Here is a 22,094-nt window from a genome sequence, read left to right as displayed (position 1 = left end):
TCCGCAAGCCCTGCGCTCGGCCTCCTGAAGTCGCGATCTGCGGCGCCTGAGCTACCGCGCGCTTAGAAGCAACAGCAGCAACAGCAACAGCAACAGCAACAGCAACAGCAACAGCAACAGCAACAGCGGGAGATTTGCCTGGGAAAGACATTGGCATGTCTTTCCGAGACTGCGGCATCGCGCCGCAGGCAGTCAACCCTTGGCAAAACCCTGCAAGCCCGTAGAATCGCGCTTCCTTTTCGCCCGTCGCCTTGAACGGTGGCAACCGGCAACCAAGACCGAGTCCGCGCCTGACCCCATGAACGTTCATGTGAAATAGGCTCAACCCTCCCCGCCCGGCCGTCTTCTCGCATGGCCAAGCGGTTGAGTCTTGCCCAGGTCGCATCCGTGCAGCCTCTACCCTATCCGGGTCGATCGGCGTGCGCGCTCGAAAAGGCCAACCTTCGCATATCCAACTTGAGGTACCTATGTCTGCGCGTTTGCTGGCCATGGCGCTGGCGCCGCTGCTCGGGCTGTTCATCATTGCCCTGGGCAACGGCTTCATGTCTTCTCTGACCACCCTGCGACTCGGCGAGGCTGGCGAGTCTGCCACCACCATCGGCATCGTCTCGTCCACCTACTTCATCGGCCTGACCCTGGGCGCCATCTTCAATGATCGGCTCATCCTGCGCATCGGCCATATCCGCGCCTACACCAGCTTTGCATCGCTGATCGGCGTCACCATCCTGCTGCAAGGCCTGTTCTATGACGTGACCTGGTGGTCGGTGCTGCGCCTGATCAATGGCTGGGCGGCCGTGGGTGTGTTTCTGGTGATCGAAAGCTGGTTGCTGCTGGCCGGGGACGCCAAGATCCGCGGTCGCCTGCTGGCCTTGTACATGATCGCTTTCTATGGCGCCGGCGTGCTGGCCCAGGCAGGGCTTGGCGAGATTACTCGCCTGGGCGAGACCGCGCCCTTCATGCTGGCGGGTGTGCTCACCGCGCTGTCGGTGTTGCCGATCGTGATCCTGCCACGGGTCTCGCCACTGCTGGACCAGGTCGAGCCGCTCAAGCCGCGGCAGCTGCTGGGCGTGGCACCCTCGGGGCTGGTGGGATGTTTTGGTTCCGGCGTGGCCATAGCCGGGATCTACACGTTGCTGCCGCTGTACCTCCAACGTATCGGGCTGGACGTTGGCGAAGTGGGCAATATGATGGCCTGGGTCATCCTCGGGGCCATGCTGCTGCAATACCCCGTGGGGCGTTGGTCGGACCGCAGGGACCGCCAGGACGTGCTGATTGCCCTGGCTGCGGTGTGCGCTGCGCTGGCGCTGGTCACCGTATTCCTGCCCTCGGATGCGTTCCTGCTACCGGCAATGCTGTTTCTACTGGGCGGCGGGGTGTTCACCCTGTACCCGGTGGCGGTCAGCCATGCGGCCGACCGTGCCCCATCCGATGCCCTGGTGCCCATGATCCAAGGGCTGCTGCTGATCAACTCGCTGGGCTCGGCGATGGCGCCGATGGCGATTTCGCCGGTCATGACCGAGTTTGGCGAAGCCGGGCTTTTCTGGGCCTTTGCCGTGGTCAACCTGTTGATGGTGGGCTTTTTCCTGTGGCGGCGCGGCAAGCGTCCGGCCGCGGAACACCCTGCCCCGTTCACCGCCTCCACCACCTTCTCGCCTACCGGCGCTGAACTGCGGGTTACCGAGGACCTGATGCATGCTGCCCAGGAGCATCCTCCGATGGAAACGGCCGAACCCAAGCCATCGCATCATGGCGAGGCCTGTTGAGGTAAGCGTGCCGTAAACGACCATCCGTCGCCCTCAGGGCACCTCCTGTGCAGGTCTTTGCCAAAGCAATGACAGATTCCATGCACAGGAGCTTCGCCATGATTCGCATCCGTAGCCTTTCGCTGTCCGTTGCATTCGCCTTGGCCACCCTGGCCGGTACCAGTCAGGCCGCTACTGACACTACCAACACCGATATGCACCCGAAAACCGACCAGATGGGCGGCAAGACTGCAGGTGAAGGCAGCAGCGTTAATACCCCAGGCAGCAGCCGTGACAATGACAGCAGCAACGCCGGCGCAGCAGGTGCCCATGACGGTGCGGCAGGCGGATCCAACAGCACCGGCGAAGCCACAGGCTCCGGCGCAGGTGCCAACGGTGGGCAAGCTGAAGATCAAGACAGTCACTAAGACCGCGGTCTCGTGACCCTCCAACGTAATCATCCCATCGATTGCGCTCATAGCATTTTTCCATTGAATGGCCCGCGCAATGTGCAGTAAGCTCGGGCTCATTCACTGGAGAGCAACATGCAAGCAACCATCCACACACTCGTCCTTGCCACTGGCCGCGCTTCGCGCCCAGTATCGGCTGTGACCGTGTCTGTCAATGCACCTGCCTCCTATTACTTCGGGTATTGGTTTAGCCACTAGGCGCCGATACCCACACGGCGTCCACCTTCGAGGGGCCGCCGAACATGAGAATACTCAAACCCCCGGTCGGCCTCCCGACCGGGGGTTTTGTTTTTCAGGCCTACACCCAAACGATTCAGAGGACAGATTCATGAAATACAACACCTATTACGTAGCTGGCACCTTCACTTGGCGATTTAGTCACGTCCGCTCGGGCCAGCCTGCCGCCTCCGATCGGTTCTGCACAGGTGGCACTGTTTCAGCCAATAGCCAATCACCGATCTGTCGAACACCTCGATAGGGCCGACCGCGCAGGATATAGCGCCTGCCGTCCGCCCAAGGAAAATCCCCATGCAAGCATCCAGCCTCGCCCTGCCTCTGACCCAACCTCAAGCTGCCAATACCGCTGTCAGCCGCCGTCTTCCCAGTCCGCACCTGCTCAAACAGCAAATGCCGCTCTCTGCCTCGCTCGCACACCAAGTCCAGGCGCACCGCCAAGCCATTTGCGACATTCTCGAAGGACGCGACCACCGCCTGCTGGTGATCGTAGGGCCGTGCTCGCTGCATGATCCGCGCTCGGCGCTGGAGTACGCCGATCGCCTGGCCGCGTTGAGCCGCCAGGTCGATGATCGCCTGCTGCTGGTGATGCGTGCCTACGTCGAAAAGCCGCGCACGACGGTAGGCTGGAAGGGCCTGGCCTACGATCCCCACCTCGATGGAAGTGACGACATGCACGCAGGCCTGGCACTGTCGCGTGGGCTGATGCTGGGCATGATCGAACGGGGCCTGCCGGTCGCGACCGAATTGCTGCAACCCATGGCTGCTGGCTACTTTGACGATGTGCTGGCCTGGGCTGCCATCGGCGCCCGTACTACCGAATCACAGATTCATCGGGAAATGGTCAGCGGGCTGGCGCTGCCGGTGGGCTTCAAGAACGGCACCGATGGCGGCGTGGCCATCGCGACAGACGCCATGCGCAGCGCTGCCCATGCCCACCGGCATTTCGGCATGGATGCACAGGGCTATCCTGCGATCGTCGAAACCCTGGGCAATGCGCACACTCACCTGGTGCTGCGCGGTGGCCATCAGGGCCCGAACTACGACGCCCACAGCGTCGCCCTGGCCCGCCAGGGGCTCGCCAAAGCGGGTCTGCCTGCGCGCATCATGGTCGATTGCAGCCATGCCAACAGTGGCAAGGACCCGGCCCGGCAACCGGCTGTGTTCAACGAGGTGTTGCAACAGCGGTTGAATGGGGACGCCTCGATCGTGGGCACGATGATCGAAGGGCACCTGTTCGAGGGTTGTCAGGCGCTCGGCAAAGGGGCGCTGAAATACGGCGTGTCCATCACCGATGGCTGCCTTGGCTGGAGCACCACCGAATCACTGTTGCACAATGCGGCACGACGTCTAGGTGAGCGGCAGGCCGAACCCTGCGAGACACAACCGGTTGAAGTGCGTTAGGCTTTGCCTCTTTACCCTCCCAAGGAGCAGTACCCCATGGCACGTGCAACCGCCCGTCACATCCTGGTCAACAGCGAAGACAAGTGCAACGAACTCAAGGCCCAGATCGAAGCGGGTGCTGACTTCGGTGAAATCGCCAAGGCCAATTCCACCTGCCCGTCCAGCCGCCAGGGTGGTGACCTGGGCTCGTTCGGTCCAGGCCAGATGGTCAAGGAATTCGATACTGTCGTCTTCAGCGCCCCGGTCAACACCGTCCAGGGTCCGGTCAAGACCCAATTCGGCTACCACCTGCTGGAAGTGACCAGCCGCCAGGACTAAATCCTGCGAAGCAAGCCTGGTAGGAGGGAGTGGCTCAAAGCCGATGTATTGGCGCCATGCGAAGGTCCTCACGGAACCTTTGATCAGCCGCTCCGCTCCTACGCTCAGCCCATCCCGGGCGATGCCCAATGGCTTTCTTCGTTCCAGTCAGCGCCGGCGCGCTGCTAGGGAGCTTTGCATGACCCTCAAAGGCAAGACAGCAGTGATCACAGGTTCCACCAGCGGCATTGGCCTGGGCATTGCCCATGTGCTGGCGCGATCGGGGGCCAGCATCGTGCTCAACGGCTTTGGTGACCCTTCACCGGCCATCGCCAGCCTTGAGCAGTTAGGGGTGCAGGTGCGGCATCACCCCGCAGACCTTGCCGATGCCGCTCAGATCGAGGCCCTGCTGGCCTTTGCTGAACAGGCATTCGGTGCCGTGGACATCCTGGTCAACAATGCAGGCATCCAGCATGTGGCACCCGTCGAGCACTTCCCGGTGGACAGCTGGGACAAGATCATCGCGTTGAACCTGTCTGCGGTCTTCCACGGCACTCGCCTGGTGCTGCCAGGCATGCGTGCCCGCAACTGGGGGCGCATCATCAACATCGCCTCGGTTCATGGGCTTGTCGGCTCCACAGGCAAATCCGCGTACGTCGCCGCCAAGCATGGGGTGATTGGCCTGACGAAGGTCGTAGGGCTGGAAACTGCCATGAGCGGCGTGACCTGCAATGCCCTGTGCCCAGGCTGGGTGTTGACGCCGCTGGTGCAGCAGCAGATCGACGCACGTGCAGCAACCGGCATCGATCCCCAGCAGGCACAGCGGGACTTGCTCGCGGAAAAACAGCCTTCGCAGGCGTTCGTAACCCCTGAGCACCTCGGCGAACTCGTGCTGTTTCTGTGCAGCGAGGCTGGCAGCCAGGTACGCGGTGCAGCCTGGAACGTGGACGGTGGATGGCTGGCGCAATAAGCCATGCCGGTTCGCACGGCTAGCGGTGCGTCGGGCATAATGCCTGCTTTCTCTCGCTGCATGCATAGGTAGATCATGAAAGCCCAAGCCCGCCACATCCTGGTCAAGACTGCTGACGAAGCTGAAAAGCTCAAGCAGCGCATCGCCAAGGGTGAGGCGTTCGATGTGCTCGCCAGGAAGTTCTCCCTCTGCCCCTCGGGCAAGCGTGGCGGCGATCTCGGGGAGATTCGACCTGGGCAGATGGTCGGTGCGATCGACCAGGTCATCTTCAAGAAACCCTTGCGCGTGGTGCATGGGCCTGTGAAGAGCAAATTCGGCTATCACCTGGTACAGACGTTCTACCGCGACTGAGTCTCAACACTGCCACCTCAGTACCCAGCAGCTAGCAGTTCTGCCAGTTGTCGCCCTCAAGCCTGCCTCTGTAAAAAGTGCCTGACCCCGCGCAATTGAAGACGGGCGGCGGCTTTGGTATGCGTGTACGACTGATTGGGGCTCACTGAGTTTGTTGGGCGCGACCCTACCATTTGCTCAGGCAGCTTGCACATTTTTCGCTGGCGCCGGTAACGACACGTATGTTTGTGACAGCGGGTCCTCGCCTTCGCTCGTCGATACCGAGGGCGACAACCGCCTGGTGTTTCCGGCGAATTGCACCGGCGCCACCGAAGGCGATGCCACCTTCGGTCCAGGCCGGGACAGTGTCGACATGGCCTCCGGCACGATCGCCGGCAACGTCAATCAGGGCGGCGGCATCGATGACTTCGTCGTGAGCGGCGGCGTGATCGAGGGCAACGTCAAACAGGGTGACGGACTCGACGCACCTGGACAGCCGTGAACAGGAGGCTAGCGGCGTCAACCTGGGTGTGCGCTGGCAGTTCTGACACGCAAGAGGGGCGCGAGGGTAATACGCGCCCTGGCCTTCTTCAACGCCGGACGACCAACAGCCCTGCTCCAGCGCTTGCCAGCATCGCGGCACTGGTGCGATTGAACAACCTACGCGGCCGCGGCCTTGAAAACCATCGCTGCAAATAGGCGCCGATTGCGGCGTAGAGCGCGATAGCTGCCCACTCCAGCAGCAGAAACAGAGCGCCCAGTAGCAGGAACTGTTGACCTACAGGGACGGGGCTGGCGACCGATACGAACTGTGGCAAGAAAGCCGTGAATATCAAGATGGCTTTCGGATTGCCTGCTGCAACCATGAACTCCTGACGCGCCAGACGCCAACTATTGCATGGCGGGTACCCAGCCTCGACGGCCGCGGCCACTGGGGCACGCCACAGTTGCCACGCCAGGTAGAACAGATACCCCGCCCCCACCACCTTTATCGCCAGGAACAGGGTTTCGCTGGTATGCAGGACCACGGCCAGGCCCATGGCCGCAAGGCCTATCATGCCGCTGAAGGCCAGCAGGCGTCCTACCCCGGCAAAGCACGCGGTACGCAAGCCATAGCAACTGGCGTTGTGAAGCGACAACAGGTTGTTGGGGCCTGGTGCCATGTTCAGGGCAAAGCAGGCCGGTATGAAAAGCATCAGGCTGGCAATGTCCATCTCTCTCTCCTCTGAATTCACGGGTTGTATCGCAGGTACCGGGCCGCAGCGTCAAGGTACAGCCACGTGCCACAACTGTACGGGCGAGCAGCGGCTGTTTAAGCTGTCGGTCATCACAAGGACCCTTCGATGCCCCATTCCACTACCACCCTGTGGCGAGACCCGCGCTTGCCGCAGGTCGAGAGCCGCCGCGCCTGTAACAGCCGAGCCTGCTACAAGGCCCATAGCCATCCGACATTCTCTATCGGTGCCGTGGACGCAGGCTCCAGCTTGTTCACGGGTGCAGGCTGCGGTACCGAGCGGCTCACCCCCGGTACGCTGGTGGCGGTCCCCGCGCACCGGGTCCATGCCTGCAACCCCGAGGCAGACCAGCCCTGGAGCTACCAGATGGTGCATGTGGATGCGAGCTGGCTGGCCGAGCTGCGCACTGAGTCCGGCCTGCCCTGCGGCGCCCCTGAGCAACCGGCGCGTGTCAGCCGGGATGCCGAGGCGTACCGCCGGTTCTGCCAACTGAATGCCGTGCTGTTTTCCGAGGCGACCCCGGTGCAAAAGGAGGCCGAGTTGATCGCTTTTCTGTGCGACATGGATTTCGACACCTTCTCGCCCTCGGCCGCAGCACCCGTCCTTCAAGCGCCGGCGCTGCAGGGCTTGCTCATGGACCTGCGCGACCAGGACCCGACTCGCCTGACCGTGGAGTCACTTGCCCGTAAGGCCGGCCTTGGCCGTTATCAACTGATTCGCGCGTTCCGCGCTGCCACAGGTCTGACTCCGCACGCCTACGTGCTCAACGCCAGGATCAACCAGAGTCGTCGACTGCTCCGGCAGGGTCACCGATTGGTGCAAGTCGCCCACGACCTGGGATTCGCTGATCAAAGTCATTTCCAGCGGGTATTCAAGGCGCATGTCGGGATCACACCCGGGCTATACCTCAAGGGGCAGACCACGAAGTAAGGCTGCGCGGTCATCACCTGCAATATTGTTCAATACGCGGGGTTCATGTGCCCGCACACTCGGGCAACTGACCTCAAGCGCCGAGTAACCTGCGACCATGCAAGCGTTTATCCTGATTGCCCTCGCCCACTTCCTGGCGCTGTTGTCGCCAGGGCCGGACTTCTTCCTGATTGCCCGAACTGCCATTGCCAGCGGCTGGCGCGTGGCCAGCGGTGCATGCCTGGGCATTGCATTGAGCAACGGGGTATTCATCGTGCTGGCATTTACCGGAGTATCCATACTGCACGAGGGCAGCGTGCTGTTCGACCTGTTGCAACTGGCTGGTGCGGTTTATCTCATCTACCTGGGTATTGCCTTTGTGCGTCATGCCGGCAGTACCAGCGTATGCGCGACTTCGGGCAGCACATCGCCCACTTGGTGGCGCAACCTGCAGATGGGCCTGCTGTCAGGCCTGCTCAATCCTAAAAATGCCTTGTTTTATGCAAGCCTGGCCAGCCTGGTGGCGGGCAGTTCCACGGTGTGGAAGGTGTCGTACGGAGTCTGGATGCTCTGCGCGGTGCTTGCCTGGGACTTGCTGGTCGCCGTCGGCATAGGCCACCCGCGGGTGCTGCGGCGATTCAGCGCCGCCCTGCCCTTGCTCGAACGGTTGTCGGGCCTCGTGTTGCTGCTGCTCGGCATGGGTTTGCTGATCACGCTGGCCTGGCGTTGACGAGCGTCAGCGTACGCAGGTCCATCAGACTGAAATGCCCACTGGTCCATCCCCCGGTATCCAGATGCCACACATTGCCCAGCTGCCTGACAGACTGGACGGTGGTATGGCCGACCAGCAGGGCACGCAGCCCATTTATGGGCGTGGTATCGCCCTGCTTCAAACGTCGCCTTGACCACAGGCAGGTTTCAAGCACGTCTGGATCGTCGCCCAGTTCGAGCCAGGTACCCAGGGTCGACCAGTCATCGAACGGGCTGTCGGCATGCAGCAGGCCTACAGGGCCGCTTGCCGACTCGACCTGCAAAGCGATTGGCATCTGTTCGAAGCGTTCGACGAAGCGCAGCTGCTCAGCGGCCGCTGAATCGATGAACCATCCACCCCCGGCCGCACGGTACATGTCCAGGTCCAGCCGGCCGCCACGCACCAGGTTGATCGCCAGTGACTCGTGGTTGCCCTGGACCGCGTAGAACCATGGCTGCTCCAGCCAGTGCAGGGCTGCCCGGCTCATTGGACCGCGATCAACCAGGTCGCCAACGCTGAACAGCCGATCCTTGCCCGTATCGAAACCGACGGCGTCCAGGCTTTGCTGCAACCGGTCGAAATGGCCGTGTATGTCTCCCACGGCCAGGTCTCGACCCAGAACATTGGCGCCAACAACCTGGAAACGCTGCATGACCTGATCCCTTAGCAAGTAGGCAAAGACCCTAGGCCCTTGCCTGGACAGCATGGCACAAGCGTCTGGTCGGGAGTATGCTCGGCGATCACGTACCAGGGAAGGAAGTGTCATGAAGCTGTGCGCTGCGCAACTGGGTTCACTCAAGGGCGATGTGGCTGCTAACGTCAGGCGTCATCTGGCCTGCATCGAACAGGCCGCGAACGTGGGCGCTGCCGTGATCGTCTTTCCCGAGTTGTCTTTGACCGGTTACGAACCCAGCATTGCCCGTCAGGCTGCGCTGCCCCTATGCTCTCCACATCTGGACCCGCTGCAAGCGGCAAGTGACCGCCTGGGCATCATCGTTGCGGCGGGATTACCACTGCCAACCCCGAACGGCATCCAGATCGGCATGCCGATCTTTACCCCGAGCGCCCCGCGCCAAGCCTATGCTAAACAGCGCCTGCACGAAGATGAACTGCCCTACTTCTACGCTGGGGCGAGCACCTCGCTGATCCAGGCGGCGCAGCACCGAATCGCGCCGGCCATCTGCTATGAATCCATGTTCATGGCCCACGCTGCATCGGCCAAAGAACGAGGGGCAGACATCTATCTGGTCAGTGTGGCCAAGACGGCAAAAGGCGTAGGGGAAGGACACGCGCATTATCCGCAGGTGGCGCGAGAACTGGGCTTGATCGTGCTGATGGCCAACTGCGTTGGACCTGCCGACCATTTCGTGGCGGCCGGTGGTTCTGCGGCATGGGACAGTGAGGGCCGCCTGCTGGGTTGCCTGGACCCTCACAGCGAAGGCATGCTGCTACTGGACACCGAGGCTGGCACTGCCAGCATCATGCCGCTGGACGCGCCAGCGTGATCTACCTGGTAATGGCCCTGGCGAGCTACGGGCTAAGCTACTACGTGGTCGGATTGCTACTCGATGGCCAGGTGGCTGACATCGCCGAGGGTATGCGCCATCGCACCGATGCCCCGACCCCAGGTCAATACCTGCGCGCCGTTGAGCAACGGTTGCGCCGGGTGCGCTGGGAGTACTCGCTCATGGTAGGTACGGTCCTGACGGCGACGTCGTGCGCCGGCGTCTACTGGCTAGGCTGAAGCTGCAAGTGCAATGGCAACGTTTGCCGGCCTTCGAGGGCCAGTAGCAACTGCTTGGCTGCCAGCCCACCGGCAAAGCCGGTAAGCCCGCCGCTAGCCCCTATGACGCGATGACAGGGTGCGATGATCGAAATCGGATTGCGCCCATTGGCAGCCCCCACCGCCCGCACGGCACTGGGGTTGCCGATTTGCTGGGCGATCTGACCGTACGTGCGGGTTTCACCGAAGGGGATGCTCAGCAACGCGTCCCACACCTGACGCTGGAACGCCGTTCCAGTGAATGCCAAGGCCAGATCGAAACGCTGACGTTTACCGGCAAAGTATTCGCTCAGTTGATGTGCGGTTTCGATCAGAACAGGGCAGCGGTCTTCACGCTGCAGCGGGCCAAGGCGTACCCTGTTCTCTCGTTCCTGCTCCCACAGCACCGCACTCAGCCTTTGATCCTGAGAGACTAGGGTCAGCGTGCCAACTGGCGATGGCATGAGGGTGTACAAGCTGGGCATATCGCGACTCGGGATCCAAAAGGCAGCTTGCGACGGGGTGCTTATGACAAAGCGACTAACCGTAATGGAACTGAATTACTGCGAATCAGCACCGGTCAACACTTGTGAACGCTACAAGCAACTGACGAGGTGAATCATGACTATCGAAGCTGAGACGCTCGCACAACTCGCACAAGCCCTGAAAGCACAAGGGGCCAGGTTGATCGCTGACCTTACGTTCATCCGCGCGCCTTACCGGTGCGGCAAGCGCTGGGTATGCAATGTAGTACGCCGCAAAACCGCACGCAAGCCTGCACTGCTCCAATGAACGGCGGGCGAAACCACCACACACTTCAGTAGGCGAAGGACCGCCCTTTTTCCTGCAATCACCTACGTAAGCAAATCCGCCCACCGCTGGTGTCAATCAAGACATTCGCGTGCCGCCACCCTCAGCTTGTCGCCCGACAGAAAGCTGCCTTTGTAGAACGTTGCACGGCTACCCTCGCCCGATTCGATCACCTCCAACACATCATCGGTCGTCACCGCACTTGGCGCTGTCATACGTACGCCATGGGGTATGGATTTCTGCGTTGAATTGGGTGCCAGTGCCTGCCACTGCGGCATTACGCAGGCTGCATACTGCTGGGGCGTTTTGGATGTGAGTTTGCTGGCAGTGGGCTTGCCTGGTGAGGCGCAGCCCACAAGTGCTACGCACAGCGCCGGCACGACATAAAGGTAATTAGGCATTTCTTTGGCCTCGATCAGTTGCGGGCATTTTAGCAAGCAGAGCAGGAACGAGTAATGGACCATCGTCGAATGCTGAAAACATCGCGGTTGCCCTTTATTGAACTACCTACGGAACGAATGCAGCCTGTGTTGTTTCTGATGAGCAATCATGCACGGCCACGGTGATGTGGCACTGATTGACTGATCTAATTTGGCTATTCGTTGGAGTCCTACATGGTGTGGTGGCTTGAAGTGCTTGCACAGTTTGCAACCTCCACTGGTCTGGCCATGGTGTGCATCCTGGTGTTCTGGACCTATGGGCTGGCGTTCGGCAGGCTTTACATGAAGCTGCTCGCTTGTCTGCTGGCCAGTGTTCTACTGATGGTTGCTGCATTCCCGCACGGGGTGAATTTTGCTACAGGACTTGGCGCATCAGTGGGCAACAGTCACTCACTGTCGTTGTTCCTGGCTGACGCCACCGGGGTTATCGCTGCGGTTCTGATCGCATCTTTTTTCTTCAATCCGGAACGCTTGATAGAGTAGCCGGCGCTGCGCGCGCTGTCGCCTGACAGTTCTGCCAGTAGCATGGGCAGGTAGAGACTGGCAATGTCATCAGGCCAATCCCGGCACAAGAACGCCTTACCTAAGGATGCCGAACCCATGAAAGAGCCGTCCAAACAAACGCGGTTGTTTTACCAGAGCGGTAAGCTGGTGACCCTTGTAAGTCCCGATCAGCGTCAGCAGATTTTTCGCACCCCTGATACAGCGCTTGCAGAAGCCCGTGCTGATGGCGGCCCTGCCCTACTGGGCACGGACGCTCAAGGATCGGTGCTGATGGTGCAGTCCGAAGACCAGGCACCGTCCTGATGGGACGCGCGGCCAGGTGGAGAAACAGAGTGCGTCCAGGCGCTCCATCGCCCTGCGCCGTTGCCGCAAGCGTCGCCAGGCGCAGCGGACGCGAACATGCTAACGTTGACTCATCTTTCAGCGAGTCAACGTGTTCATGGAATCACTCGATTGCATCAAATCGGACTTGGTCAAAACCGCCGATCATCTAGAAGCGCTTGGCAAAGCCCTCAATGGCCATGCGCGCTTCATACAGGCGCGGGGTGCCCATCCTGATCAGATCGACGTGGACGCGCACATCCAAGCCCTTGCACAGGTGACCGAAGCCCTGCGCGAGGTAGCAACCAAGATGCAGAGCTCGCTTTGCCCTACGGTGCCTAACAAGTAACGCATTGTGTTCGATCCCCATGCACTGCAGATCGCCTCAACGAAACCTGAGCTTGACCACCTTGCTCAAAGCCCACCCGCTGAACACGTAGAACAGGTCCAAGTACAAGCGGCCGGCATAATTGGGCATTGGGTGGTTATCGATGAGCTGCTCAGGGCCGGGGTTAGGCGGCATGAGCGTGTAGAATGCATTCGGGATCAGAGCCAAGGCGATCAACAGCAAATAGGTTGCCCTTCTGATCCACTGCGCGCTTGGTGTAGGCTTGGCTGACCATTTGACGCCGTAGTATGCGATCAGACCTGCTACGGGCAATACCCAGAAATGTGTTGGAATACCAATGAACATTTCAGCCACAGCACTTCTTGTTTCCACGCAAGTTCCTCCAATTGAATAAGCGAAGTATTGCGGTTGGGTTTGTCAAAAGCAAAGCACCCATGACGCCTCTACCCGCCTGGCTGCTATTCGAGCGTTCAGTTGACCTCTTGAGTGAAGGCATCTGTCACTTCCGGAGCGCAGTCACTGTCGCTGGGTTTGCATCCAGCGTGGATGCAAACCCAGTACACGTTCCGTATCGCGCGTAGTAGCGTTCGGCTTTCGACGAACTGCCAGGGTCCGTTGCTATTGCCCACGGACCGGGCCACTCACGAACTGGGAAGTCAAATGGAACACGTTCATTCCGTCAGCCAAGACGTCATCGATTCAGCACTCATCGCGTTTTCACGTTTCAAAATTGGTGAAATCAAGGTATTCGATCTTGAAAGTGCAATGAGTTATGAAGCCGGGCAAGCGCTTGCCCGCAGCGGACTGGTGCGATTCTCGATTCACAAGATGCCTTCGGGGCGGTACCGCATCAGTGACGAAGGCGAAAACGCGATTACCGAAGCAGGCCGAGCACGGCTAGAGGTGATCAGGGGCTGAGTCGACGATTGGCTGCGATCGATCACCAAAGATGCAGCGGCACGGGGTGACCCGTGCCGCCTCGCTCCATCAGATACCCTGACTCCAGTGAGCGGCGATCGCCAATATAACGAAAGCCACCACCGCTTCCACAACGAGGTAGATACCGTAGAAATCCTCTGAAAACATACGCAACTATCCGCTTGAAAGACGACTGTCCACGGCCGGGCGAGCCGGCGCGTAAGTCAGATAAGCGATGGCATTCAGAAGTTCACGCCCAGTGAGCACTATCAGGCAACGCCGGGCGGTATCCCATCTTTGTTCTTGTCCTTGAGCCTCGCTTTTTCCTCCTCGGTGGCGTGAGCCGGTACCTCATCTTTCTTGGGTTCATGCTGCTGATCAGTCATGCTCAAGCTCCTCAACGTGTCATGCGTTAGGCATTGGTCGCGCCCAGCAGTTCAGGCGCATACGCAGCCATCACGTTCCATGGTCACGCTTGGGGATGCCCAGGGAATTGCACGAAGCCACTTCACGGGCCTTCATGACGCCCCAGGCCAATGCCCGGGACATGGACTCCTTTGGGCGGTCGTCGAACGCCTCCTCATAGACAGGCATGCCGCCCGGGGCATAGACACCGATGAACAATTGAACCCGGCCGTTTCGCGACAAGCGAACCTGAACATTGATCGACGTTCTGTCGATCAACGTCTCTTCGTGCGCGCGGTGGTGCAACGTAGGATCAGCCCAGGACCAGAACACACTGCCGCGCATCCGCATCGCGCCTCCTAATACTTTAGTCTAATGGCCACTACGGGGGACATTAGCGGCCCGCCGCTTGGGCTACTAGCAAAATATGGCATCGAGCGTTATCGATCAGACGAGCGGAAAACGTCAGTGCCATAATGCAGGACCATGCCGACAGGGAGCCATTGGCGATGCCTGGACACACTGCACATCTGCCGCGAGCATAAATCATGAACACGTTAGTTACCTTCTTCTCAGCCGCGGTGACGCCACTGTTGGCGATTAGCCTGACGGTCATGGCGCACCGGCACGTCATGAAGAAATGGCGAGCGAAGATCGATACCGAACTTGCAGATGCCTTGAGCACCTTAGGGGTCACTAGGTACACATTACTGGTCGACAAATTAACCTCGCCCAGTACGGACAGAACCGCCCAGGTCTATCGCATCCTCCGTGGCGAGCGTGGAGACCATTATCTGTTCATGAAAATTGGAGACCAGCCAGGCCTGCTCAAGCCGCTGAGCAAGGAACGGGCTTTGTTGGCTGTGCGGGTCAATGGTTAATATGCCTTGAAGGACGCATCAGCCTGACTTCGATAAGCACAGAGCGTCAGACTCAGACCGATAGCCTTACTCGTTAAAGGACCAAGAGGTATCAACTCCATGGATGGTCATCCCACGCTTTTTACTGATCGGCTGGTGCTCACGGGTCTGTGCTTGGAGGACGTTGCCTTCATCCAAGAGCAATTCCCCCAATGGGAGGTGGTGCGCTATCTGGATAGTCGGGTTTCATGGCCTTACCCAGTCGACGGCGCCCTGGCCTATGTTCGCGACATTGCGCTGCCGGGAATGGCGGCAGGTTGTGAATGGCATTGGATGATTCGCATGCGTGATGACCCTGACTGCAGACTGGGCAGCATTAGCCTGTTCGAACAGCCCGGAAACAACAGGGGTTTCTGGCTGGCACCGCAGTGGTGGGGTCGCGGTTATATGCGTGAGGCGTGCGCAGTCGTCACCGCCTACTGGTTCGAAACACTGGCGCGGCCGATCATGCAGGTGCCCAAGGCGGTGGCCAATCACGCATCTCGTCGAGTATCAGAATTTGAGGGGATGCGCTTGGTGGGCTTGCAGAAAGGATGGTTTGTAAGCGGCTTGATGGATGTTGAACTCTGGCAGATGACGCGGGCTGACTGGTTGGCAAATACCGCAGCTTACAGGGCTGATGGTCGCGGTATTGGTTGAACTGGAAAGGAGCCATTTGATTCGACTCACCTGTGCCCTGCTTATTGCCAACGCCGTCCTAACCGGGACACTTGGTGGATGAGGTTGCAATGAATAAAGGTCTACTAATCGCGCTGATGGCGACCCTGCTTACAGGATGCAATCACTACTTCAACAGCCCCTATGGCAGTCGCTGGGATCAGCGAAACATCCCCTGCGACGCCACACCACCCAACCAGCCTGGGTGCTACGACAATGTGCATCAAGAAGGGCTTCTCAACAGGCTTTTCGAAAAGGGCTAGTCATGCCTACCTTCTTCACGCGCTTGTTCAAGCGCAAAAATAAGTCAGGGCAGGCTGGGCTCAACCGTTCAACCGATTCCAGCCAGATCAGCCATGCCTGCTCCTTTGCGTTCACGAACAACGATGAGCCAGCGCCCATTACCTGTTCGGGACGACACCATGACGGCCATCATGTCAGCAACAGCGACCCTTCGAGTGACAGCCATTCTGGTGACAGCGCATCGAGTTCCAGCAGTTGTGACTGACGATCCGTCATCTTCTGGGTAACCAGGTCGCGATCAGCCAGATCACACCAGTCGCCAGCACCCAAGGCCACCTGCTTGCGGGGTTCATTGCCATTGCGAGCAACGCGATAACGATCAATGCTGCCCCAGCCCATCGCTTGCGTACTGGTGTAAACCATCTCTGAAAACGCTTATGCCTGTGCTGCAAGTTATCACCACCCACCTTGCACTTTGACGACCGCAGTCTCAACCGTCGCGCTGAGTCAACGCGCCCTGTATCTGCATGAGTTGACGTGTACCGGAACTCTGCGGCCATCTGCATGCGTGTCCCGTTTATAGGCAGGTCAGGGAACAGCACCGCCCGCCTGCTTCATTTCCTGCAAGGCTATCCGCCTGTGCTGCAGCGCTGACTGATCTTCGATCCTACGCACCGCCAGTGTTCTCAATACCTCATAAGCAAGCGCGTTACAGGCAGGCTCCGATACGCCGTCCCCATGCTTGATGTCGATAGCCGCTTGCCGGCGCTCAATCTCCATCCTTGCGGGGTCATACTGAAATGCTGCCGCATGCTCTTCAAGCATCACACTATTGGCAGCAGCCAGGTCGACATCCAGCATTCCGGTGATCGCGCACTGCTCCCCGGTAATGGATGACAGCGCAAAGCCCTTGTACTGAGCCTCCTCCATCACTGGCCGTGCAGGTTGCGCAGTACAGCTTGAAAGCATGACAGTGGCCATAATTAGGCATTGATAGTTTTTCATCAGGTCATGTCAGGTCTAATAAAGTTGATGAGCCATGCATTACAATCGGCCTCGTCAAATCCGCGCTCAAGGCACTGCACGCTCGGCCACGATACTGATGACGCGTAGGCTTCCTATCACGCCTACCGCGCCCCTTTCCAACTATTACCTGTTAAGGATGATGCCATGATCATTCGCCAGGCCACTAATGTCGACCATCCGCAGCTGCTGGACATTTGGCTGCGCGCTGTGCGCGCTACCCACCATTTCTTGCAGCAAGCCGATATTGAGGCATTGCTTGTTCAACTGCGCGATGTCTACCTGCCTGCTGTCGAATTATGGATCGCGGAAGAGCCCAAGGACGGACCGCTTGGGTTCATTGGGCTTAATGAAAGCCACGTAGAAATGCTGTTTATCGAACCCGATCGGCGAGGTGAAGGCATCGGCCGCGCGCTATTGGATCATGCCCGCGGTTTGCGCGGTCAAATCAGTGTTGATGTGAATGAGCAGAATCCGGAAGCGGTTGGGTTCTATCTGCATTATGGCTTTATCCAAACAGGCCGCTCCCCTCTGGATGGCGAGGGTCGTCCCTTCCCCTTGCTGCACCTGAGCTTGCCTGGCTAGCACTGTTGTCAGGGAGCGCTCTATTTCGCTCGTTGGTCAGGACGAAAAGCTCATCGGACCCCAACTGCTCACCTAGAGAGGCAGAGAAATGATCGACCATCTTGATCACCTCGTTTTGACAACCATCGATGTCGAGGCATGCAAGGATTTCTACACCCGCATCATGGGCATGAAGCTGGAAAACTTCGGTGCTGGGCGCTTGGCTATGCGCTTCGGTGAGCAAAAGATCAACGTGCACGTGCGTGGCCACGAATTCGAACCCAAAGCTCACTTGCCGGTACCGGGCGCACTGGACCTCTGCTTCATCGCCTCGATCAGCCTTGAGGAAGTCGTGGCCCACTTGAAAGCACAACAGTGGCCAATCATTGAAGGCCCCGTTCAACGTACCGGCGCCACAGGACCTATCCGATCCATTTATGTGCGCGACCCGGACCTCAACTTGATAGAGATATCGGAGCGGCTCTAGTCGGTTTCGCAAAGCAGAGCGTGGAAGTCCAGGCAGGCCTGGATTAGTCTCAAGAAATTGAGCAGGCTATCGGGGGCTGCCGGTGGCAGCCCCAAATGATCAGGAAAAGAGCTTGAACGCTACCCAGCTCGTCGCCAGGGCGAACACTGCGCCTGCAGCAGCCGACAGAAAGATGCTGCGCGCTTGGTGTTGCGTGCCCTCACGGACCTCGCTGCCCAGCTGTGCTAGGTTCTCTTTCATCTGCTTGATAACTTGATCATGGCTCATGGTCGTCCTCGCTTGGGATGCCAGGTCACGCCTGTCGCAAGACCCTATGGCGCTAGTGTCGACCGAATTGGCGTAAAGCTCAAGACCGCTCGGCGCAAGCCTGTTTTCTCAGTGGGCAGGCTAGAGCTTTTGAATGAAGGCAGCAGCGGTAACGATGACGGTGACTAGCCCCCCCACCGCGACAAATGGGTAAAACAGCGTCTCGCGCTTCATTTTGTTGGCCTCGGCGATCAATTTTCGCGCCTCGGCAGTGAGCTTGTGAATTTCAGCCTGAAGCTTCTCAAGCTCCAGCTCCTCCTTCTCGGTCATTGGTCGTCCTTCCGTGCCTCGAGCCGCACCCCGTCGTGCGTCCTGCGTGCTGCATTATGTGCGCTTGAGTTAGGTAATGCAGCATGCCGCTGTTTTGCAGTTTGGCAGCTTTTCCGACTTCATGAGATTCCACACGGCGCCTGGGGCAGCCGCCGTCAGCGGCTGCACCTCGCTGCATGACATCCAGATTGACGCACCAGCAATACCCTTTGCTATTCCAGCCGAACAAAGGTGGGCTGTGGATCGGCGAGACAAGTGTTACAATCCGCCAGTTCAAATCAGCGCCCAAGGCGCTGAACATCCGTGACCGCCGGCAGTACGCCCCCCCCACACCTACGCAACCATGTGCTTGATGCCTGGGATGAACCCTGCGTTCATTGCAAATCAGCTCGGCCATAGCGTTGAGATGTTGCTCTCGACCTACGCGAAATGGATCAGCTCCTCCTCGGACTGGAGGGAGCTGGAGAAGCTGCCGCCCCGCGTCACGATTGGCCCATGCGTGGTCCAACCGTGACGCAAGGGGCTAAATACACCTCTGGCCCCCCCCCGCAGGACAAGCACTTGATCTCCACAGCAAACATCACCATGCGCTATGCCATGGGGTTTTGCGGGTGGGAATGTGTCGATTTTGCTGGGCCAAACTCCTCTCACTTCCTCACCGATACTCATGAGTTGGTTCGCGAATTGGTCCGATGGCTTTCATCCGGCCATGATGCCGATCCGGCATAACGCACGTCGTTCCCGGCGTATGCTCCGCTGATTCAAAGTCTGCTATCGACCCACAGCGGACTTTCAGACCGAATCTGCTTGCATCATACATATGGATATTCGTATATTCGGCTTTCCATATGTGATGGTACAGCCATGACTATCCCGCCCGATGTGTTCAAGAACTTATCCGACGAGACCCGTGCTCGCGCCACCTTGCTGATCGCTAGCCTTGGTGAACTCTGTGTCTGCGAACTGATGTGCGCTTTGAATGACAGCCAACCCAAGATAAGTCGCCACCTAGCGCAGCTGCGCAGCAGTGGCATGCTGCTGGACCGTCGACAGGGTCAATGGGTGTACTACCGCCTAAACCCGGATCTTCCCGACTGGGTGCATGAAATGCTGCAGGTAACCTTGCAGGCCAACTCACAGTGGTTGGCAGAAAACTCGCTTCGGCTGCAAAACATGGACGGCCGCCCCGTTCGTGACGCTGCCTGCTGCTGATCAACATCGAGCGAGGCTTTCATGCTGATTGCAATTGCCGTCTTTGTGTTCACCCTAATCTTGGTCATCTGGCAGCCGAAGGGACTTGGGGTTGGCTGGAGTGCCGCACTCGGTGCCCTCATCGCCTTGGCGTCGGGTGCCGTTTCGCTGCACGACATCCCAACCGTGTGGGCGATTGTCTGGAACGCCACCGCCACCTTCATCGCCATCATCATCATCAGCCTGTTGCTGGACGAGGCAGGTTTTTTCGAGTGGGCCGCGTTGTATGTGGCGCGCTGGGCAAACGGCAGCGGCTACCGCCTGTTCGGCTTCTGCGTGCTGCTCGGTGCTGCCGTGTCGGCGCTGTTCGCTAACGATGGTGCGGCGCTGATACTCACGCCCATCGTCATGTCGATGCTTCTCGCGCTGCGTTTTTCTCCTGCCGCGACGCTGGCTTTCGTCATGGCCGCCGGCTTCATCGCCGATACGGCAAGCCTGCCGCTGGTAGTCTCCAACCTGGTGAACATCGTCTCGGCCGACTACTTCAGGCTGGGTTTCAGCGAGTACGCCTCGGTGATGGTGCCGGTGAATTTCGCCAGCGTGGGCGCAACGTTGCTGGTGCTATTCCTGTTCTTCCGCCGTGACATCCCTAAGCAATACACGGTCGGGGCCTTGAAAGTCCCAAGCGAGGCGATTCATGACCGCGCAACCTTCAACGTCGGTGGCTGGGTGCTGGTGGTGCTGTTGATCGGCCTGTTTGCCCTGGAACCACTTGGTATCCCGATCAGTGCGGTAGCCGCAGCCTGTGCGACGATCCTCTTTGCCGTCGCCGCTCGCGGGCACCGCATTTCGACCCGTCGGGTGCTACGCGAAGCGCCTTGGCAGGTGGTGATCTTTTCTCTTGGGATGTACCTAGTGGTCTACGGGCTGAAGAACGCCGGCCTCACCGATATGCTCACTCACTTACTCGACAGACTTGCGCAGCAAGGGCTGTGGGCTGCCGCCATCGGCACTGGGTTGATCGCCGCATTACTGTCCTCTGTCATGAACAACATGCCCAGCGTGCTGGTTGGCGCCCTGTCGATCCAGGCCAGCGAGGCGCAAGGGCTGGTGCGTGAGGCGATGATCTACGCCAACGTCATCGGTTGCGACCTCGGCCCAAAAATCACCCCTATCGGCAGCCTCGCCACGCTGCTCTGGCTGCACGTGCTTGAGCGCAAAGGCGTGCGCATCACCTGGGGTTACTACTTCAAGGTCGGCATCCTGCTGACGCTGCCGGTTCTGTTGATCACTCTTTCGGCCCTGGCATTGCGCCTGAGCCTCTGACATCCGCCACGAAGCGGAGGAGCTCCCATGCGAGTCCTGTTCATGTGCACGGCCAATAGCTGCCGCAGCATCCTTTCCGAGGCAATGTTCAATCACTTGGCGCCTCCCGGATTTGAAGCCGTCAGTTCCGGCAGTTTTCCGAAGGGCCAAGTGTTGCCTCGCACCCTGACCACTTTGCAGCATGCCGGCATCTCAACCGAAGTGCTGAGCAGCAAGGGCAATGACGCGTTCGTGGACTGCCCTCCTGACATCGTCATCACGGTGTGCGACAAGGCAGCAGGTGAAGCTTGCCCGGTGTATTTCGGCCCTGCACTGAAGTCTCACTGGGGGCTGGAGGATCCGTCCGATGTCGTGGCTGACCAGGCATCGGTCGAAGCAGCATTCCGCGCCACGCTGGCTCGCATCGAGTTACGCTGCCGGGCGTTCTTCGCCCTTTCTTTCGGCACCCTTGGCCGCGACGAACTCAAACGCGAGCTGGATCGCATTGGCGCTCTATAACCAGGAGGAAGCATGTCCGATCAACTGCCTAATCTCGATCTCTCGCTGTTTGACCTACCGACAGCGACAACCTCTATCAGCGAGCACAAGCCGCGCATCCTTTTGCTATACGGATCGACCCGCGAGCGCTCCTTCAGCCGCCTACTAGTGGAAGAAGCAGCGCGCCTGCTGGAGCACTTCGGCGCAGAGACGCGCATCTTTAACCCCTCTGGTCTGCCGCTACCTGACGACGTGCCGGTGGAGCATCCCAAGGTGCAGGAGCTGCGTGACCTGGTGCAGTGGTCGGAAGGCCAGGTCTGGTGCTCGCCGGAGCGTCACGGGGCAATGTCCGCCGTGTTCAAAGCCCAAATCGACTGGGTTCCCCTCGCGCTTGGGGCCGTGCGCACCACCCAGGGCAAGACACTGGCAGTAATGCAGGTCTGCGGCGGCTCGCAGTCATTCAACGTAGTCAACCAGCTGCGGGTGTTGGGCCGCTGGATGCGCATGTTCACGATCCCCAACCAGTCGTCGCTCCCAAAGGCCTATCAGGAGTTCGACGATGTGGGCCGCATGAAGCCGTCGGCGTACTACGATCGCGTGGTGGACGTCATGGAAGAACTGGTCAAATTCACCCTGTTGTTACGTGATCGCCAGCAGTTTCTGGTGGATCGGTATTCGGAGCGCAAAGAAAGCGCCCAGCAGCTTTCCGTCCGAGTAAATCAGCGCTCAATCTGAGGCAGACATGTGCATTAAAGTCAGACAAGCCCGGCCCGATGACG

The 22,094-nt window shown here is 59.4% G+C and carries 34 protein-coding genes and 1 pseudogene; 25 read left to right on the top strand and 10 right to left on the bottom strand.

The genetic code is table 11. The features are described from left to right. The first annotated feature begins 467 nt into the window (after positions 1-467). From FS777_RS13845 to FS777_RS13815, 7 genes are all read left to right on the top strand, one after another. Positions 468-1,763: an MFS transporter gene (locus tag FS777_RS13845; protein WP_058638244.1), complete on the top strand. Its 1,296-nt coding sequence runs from the start codon at positions 468-470 to the stop codon at positions 1,761-1,763. A gap of 98 nt (positions 1,764-1,861) precedes the next feature. Further along, complete coding sequence (locus FS777_RS13840; protein WP_145256044.1) at positions 1,862-2,170, top strand: hypothetical protein; 309 nt, start codon at positions 1,862-1,864, stop codon at positions 2,168-2,170. Between the two features lie 570 nt (positions 2,171-2,740). Then, positions 2,741-3,850, top strand: a complete 1,110-nt coding sequence (locus FS777_RS13835; RefSeq protein ID WP_145256041.1) for a 3-deoxy-7-phosphoheptulonate synthase — start codon at positions 2,741-2,743, stop codon at positions 3,848-3,850. Between the two features lie 36 nt (positions 3,851-3,886). Further along, complete coding sequence (locus FS777_RS13830) at positions 3,887-4,168, top strand: peptidylprolyl isomerase (protein WP_058604152.1); 282 nt, start codon at positions 3,887-3,889, stop codon at positions 4,166-4,168. A 178-nt stretch (positions 4,169-4,346) separates the two neighbouring features. Continuing rightward, entirely contained in the window at positions 4,347-5,117 is a 771-nt protein-coding gene (gene hbdH, locus FS777_RS13825) for a 3-hydroxybutyrate dehydrogenase (protein WP_058638246.1), read from the top strand. 75 nt (positions 5,118-5,192) lie between these two features. After that, complete coding sequence (locus FS777_RS13820) at positions 5,193-5,468, top strand: peptidylprolyl isomerase (RefSeq protein ID WP_027916368.1); 276 nt, start codon at positions 5,193-5,195, stop codon at positions 5,466-5,468. A 154-nt stretch (positions 5,469-5,622) separates the two neighbouring features. Continuing rightward, entirely contained in the window at positions 5,623-5,949 is a 327-nt protein-coding gene (locus FS777_RS13815; RefSeq protein WP_058638247.1) for a hypothetical protein, read from the top strand. Between the two features lie 88 nt (positions 5,950-6,037). On the opposite strand, the gene FS777_RS13810 is transcribed toward FS777_RS13815, so the two are convergent. Next, entirely contained in the window at positions 6,038-6,661 is a 624-nt protein-coding gene (locus FS777_RS13810; RefSeq protein WP_058638248.1) for a LysE family translocator, read from the bottom strand. 129 nt (positions 6,662-6,790) lie between these two features. Here FS777_RS13810 and FS777_RS13805 point away from each other — a divergent pair, with 129 nt between their 5' ends. Together FS777_RS13805 and FS777_RS13800 are read left to right on the top strand one after the other, a co-directional pair. After that, complete coding sequence (locus FS777_RS13805) at positions 6,791-7,612, top strand: AraC family transcriptional regulator (RefSeq protein ID WP_058638249.1); 822 nt, start codon at positions 6,791-6,793, stop codon at positions 7,610-7,612. A gap of 97 nt (positions 7,613-7,709) precedes the next feature. Beyond that, complete coding sequence (locus tag FS777_RS13800) at positions 7,710-8,321, top strand: LysE family translocator (RefSeq protein WP_145256038.1); 612 nt, start codon at positions 7,710-7,712, stop codon at positions 8,319-8,321. Here FS777_RS13800 and FS777_RS13795 read toward each other — a convergent pair. Then, a complete protein-coding gene (locus FS777_RS13795) occupies positions 8,302-8,994 on the bottom strand; it encodes a metallophosphoesterase (RefSeq protein WP_058638251.1) in 693 nt (230 codons plus the stop codon). The genes FS777_RS13800 and FS777_RS13795 overlap by 20 nt on opposite strands. A gap of 112 nt (positions 8,995-9,106) precedes the next feature. Here FS777_RS13795 and FS777_RS13790 point away from each other — a divergent pair, with 112 nt between their 5' ends. Beyond that, entirely contained in the window at positions 9,107-9,847 is a 741-nt protein-coding gene (locus FS777_RS13790) for a carbon-nitrogen hydrolase family protein (RefSeq protein ID WP_058638252.1), read from the top strand. Then, positions 9,844-10,086 (top strand): hypothetical protein, encoded by a 243-nt coding sequence (locus FS777_RS13785; RefSeq protein ID WP_058604143.1) that lies wholly within the window; start codon positions 9,844-9,846, stop codon positions 10,084-10,086. Before FS777_RS13790 ends, FS777_RS13785 begins: the two co-directional genes overlap by 4 nt. On the opposite strand, the gene FS777_RS13780 is transcribed toward FS777_RS13785, so the two are convergent. Further along, entirely contained in the window at positions 10,071-10,589 is a 519-nt protein-coding gene (locus FS777_RS13780) for a methylated-DNA--[protein]-cysteine S-methyltransferase (protein ID WP_145256035.1), read from the bottom strand. The two genes, FS777_RS13785 and FS777_RS13780, sit on opposite strands and share 16 nt — an antisense overlap. A 136-nt stretch (positions 10,590-10,725) precedes the next feature. Here FS777_RS13780 and FS777_RS21440 point away from each other — a divergent pair, with 136 nt between their 5' ends. Further along, positions 10,726-10,896, top strand: a complete 171-nt coding sequence (locus FS777_RS21440; RefSeq protein ID WP_023533860.1) for a hypothetical protein — start codon at positions 10,726-10,728, stop codon at positions 10,894-10,896. Between the two features lie 92 nt (positions 10,897-10,988). Here FS777_RS21440 and FS777_RS13775 read toward each other — a convergent pair whose 3' ends face one another. Then, on the bottom strand, positions 10,989-11,315 hold the full coding sequence (locus FS777_RS13775) for a hypothetical protein (protein WP_058638381.1): 327 nt from the start codon (positions 11,313-11,315) through the stop codon (positions 10,989-10,991). Between the two features lie 213 nt (positions 11,316-11,528). Here FS777_RS13775 and FS777_RS13770 point away from each other — a divergent pair, with 213 nt between their 5' ends. From FS777_RS13770 to FS777_RS13760, 3 genes are all read left to right on the top strand, one after another. Continuing rightward, complete coding sequence (locus tag FS777_RS13770) at positions 11,529-11,837, top strand: hypothetical protein (protein WP_078478572.1); 309 nt, start codon at positions 11,529-11,531, stop codon at positions 11,835-11,837. 117 nt (positions 11,838-11,954) lie between these two features. Next, positions 11,955-12,161, top strand: coding sequence for a hypothetical protein (locus tag FS777_RS13765; RefSeq protein WP_058638256.1), 207 nt, complete (start codon positions 11,955-11,957; stop codon positions 12,159-12,161). 136 nt (positions 12,162-12,297) lie between these two features. Then, positions 12,298-12,528, top strand: coding sequence for a hypothetical protein (locus tag FS777_RS13760; protein ID WP_058638257.1), 231 nt, complete (start codon positions 12,298-12,300; stop codon positions 12,526-12,528). 36 nt (positions 12,529-12,564) lie between these two features. On the opposite strand, the gene FS777_RS13755 is transcribed toward FS777_RS13760, so the two are convergent. Then, positions 12,565-12,873: a hypothetical protein gene (locus FS777_RS13755; RefSeq protein ID WP_058638258.1), complete on the bottom strand. Its 309-nt coding sequence runs from the start codon at positions 12,871-12,873 to the stop codon at positions 12,565-12,567. A gap of 315 nt (positions 12,874-13,188) precedes the next feature. Here FS777_RS13755 and FS777_RS13750 point away from each other — a divergent pair, with 315 nt between their 5' ends. Further along, positions 13,189-13,446, top strand: coding sequence for a hypothetical protein (locus FS777_RS13750; RefSeq protein ID WP_058604136.1), 258 nt, complete (start codon positions 13,189-13,191; stop codon positions 13,444-13,446). Between the two features lie 456 nt (positions 13,447-13,902). Here the strand turns inward: FS777_RS13750 and FS777_RS13745 are convergent, their stop codons facing one another. Then, the gene (locus tag FS777_RS13745; RefSeq protein WP_145256033.1) at positions 13,903-14,202 is read right to left on the bottom strand and encodes a hypothetical protein; all 300 of its coding nucleotides are present in this window, start codon (positions 14,200-14,202) and stop codon (positions 13,903-13,905) included. Between the two features lie 197 nt (positions 14,203-14,399). Between FS777_RS13745 and FS777_RS13740 the strand changes: the two genes are divergently transcribed. Both FS777_RS13740 and FS777_RS13735 read left to right on the top strand, forming a co-directional pair. Then, complete coding sequence (locus tag FS777_RS13740; RefSeq protein WP_145256030.1) at positions 14,400-14,732, top strand: hypothetical protein; 333 nt, start codon at positions 14,400-14,402, stop codon at positions 14,730-14,732. A gap of 99 nt (positions 14,733-14,831) precedes the next feature. Continuing rightward, positions 14,832-15,410 carry a GNAT family N-acetyltransferase gene (locus FS777_RS13735; RefSeq protein WP_078478570.1) on the top strand — a complete coding sequence of 193 codons (579 nt, stop codon included), beginning with the start codon at positions 14,832-14,834 and terminating at the stop codon, positions 15,408-15,410. A 450-nt stretch (positions 15,411-15,860) separates the two neighbouring features. Here FS777_RS13735 and FS777_RS21435 read toward each other — a convergent pair whose 3' ends face one another. Together FS777_RS21435 and FS777_RS13725 are read right to left on the bottom strand one after the other, a co-directional pair. Continuing rightward, positions 15,861-16,094: a hypothetical protein gene (locus FS777_RS21435; RefSeq protein WP_058638263.1), complete on the bottom strand. Its 234-nt coding sequence runs from the start codon at positions 16,092-16,094 to the stop codon at positions 15,861-15,863. A 165-nt stretch (positions 16,095-16,259) separates the two neighbouring features. Beyond that, the gene (locus FS777_RS13725) at positions 16,260-16,676 is read right to left on the bottom strand and encodes a hypothetical protein (protein WP_145256027.1); all 417 of its coding nucleotides are present in this window, start codon (positions 16,674-16,676) and stop codon (positions 16,260-16,262) included. A 165-nt stretch (positions 16,677-16,841) separates the two neighbouring features. Between FS777_RS13725 and FS777_RS13720 the strand changes: the two genes are divergently transcribed. Next, a complete protein-coding gene (locus FS777_RS13720) occupies positions 16,842-17,279 on the top strand; it encodes an acetyltransferase (RefSeq protein WP_058638265.1) in 438 nt (145 codons plus the stop codon). An 88-nt stretch (positions 17,280-17,367) separates the two neighbouring features. Continuing rightward, on the top strand, positions 17,368-17,745 hold the full coding sequence (locus FS777_RS13715) for a VOC family protein (RefSeq protein WP_058604129.1): 378 nt from the start codon (positions 17,368-17,370) through the stop codon (positions 17,743-17,745). Between the two features lie 99 nt (positions 17,746-17,844). Here the strand turns inward: FS777_RS13715 and FS777_RS21430 are convergent, their stop codons facing one another. Both FS777_RS21430 and FS777_RS13710 read right to left on the bottom strand, forming a co-directional pair. Continuing rightward, positions 17,845-18,012 (bottom strand): hypothetical protein, encoded by a 168-nt coding sequence (locus tag FS777_RS21430; protein WP_165919287.1) that lies wholly within the window; start codon positions 18,010-18,012, stop codon positions 17,845-17,847. A gap of 120 nt (positions 18,013-18,132) precedes the next feature. Then, on the bottom strand, positions 18,133-18,321 hold the full coding sequence (locus FS777_RS13710; protein ID WP_027916391.1) for a hypothetical protein: 189 nt from the start codon (positions 18,319-18,321) through the stop codon (positions 18,133-18,135). A gap of 176 nt (positions 18,322-18,497) precedes the next feature. Here FS777_RS13710 and FS777_RS21785 point away from each other — a divergent pair. The 5 genes and pseudogenes from FS777_RS21785 to arsH all read left to right on the top strand — a co-directional run bounded on the left by FS777_RS21785 (position 18,498) and on the right by arsH (position 22,050). Continuing rightward, positions 18,498-18,848: pseudogene (locus FS777_RS21785) on the top strand (integrase). Positions 18,849-19,185: 337 nt separating this feature from the next. Further along, positions 19,186-19,533, top strand: coding sequence for a metalloregulator ArsR/SmtB family transcription factor (locus tag FS777_RS13700; RefSeq protein WP_145256024.1), 348 nt, complete (start codon positions 19,186-19,188; stop codon positions 19,531-19,533). 21 nt (positions 19,534-19,554) lie between these two features. Further along, positions 19,555-20,838 (top strand): arsenic transporter, encoded by a 1,284-nt coding sequence (locus FS777_RS13695; RefSeq protein ID WP_028686453.1) that lies wholly within the window; start codon positions 19,555-19,557, stop codon positions 20,836-20,838. A 27-nt stretch (positions 20,839-20,865) separates the two neighbouring features. After that, positions 20,866-21,336 (top strand): arsenate reductase ArsC, encoded by a 471-nt coding sequence (locus FS777_RS13690; protein ID WP_028686454.1) that lies wholly within the window; start codon positions 20,866-20,868, stop codon positions 21,334-21,336. Positions 21,337-21,348: 12 nt separating this feature from the next. Then, the gene (arsH, locus tag FS777_RS13685) at positions 21,349-22,050 is read left to right on the top strand and encodes an arsenical resistance protein ArsH (RefSeq protein ID WP_145256021.1); all 702 of its coding nucleotides are present in this window, start codon (positions 21,349-21,351) and stop codon (positions 22,048-22,050) included. The last annotated feature ends 44 nt before the right edge of the window (positions 22,051-22,094 follow it).

Source organism: Pseudomonas sp. DE0157 (genome assembly GCF_007678615.1).
GTDB lineage: Bacteria > Pseudomonadota > Gammaproteobacteria > Pseudomonadales > Pseudomonadaceae > Aquipseudomonas > Aquipseudomonas parafulva_B.
The sequence above is the reverse complement of the archived record's forward strand: the minus strand, read 5'-3'. Positions and strand labels throughout refer to the sequence as shown.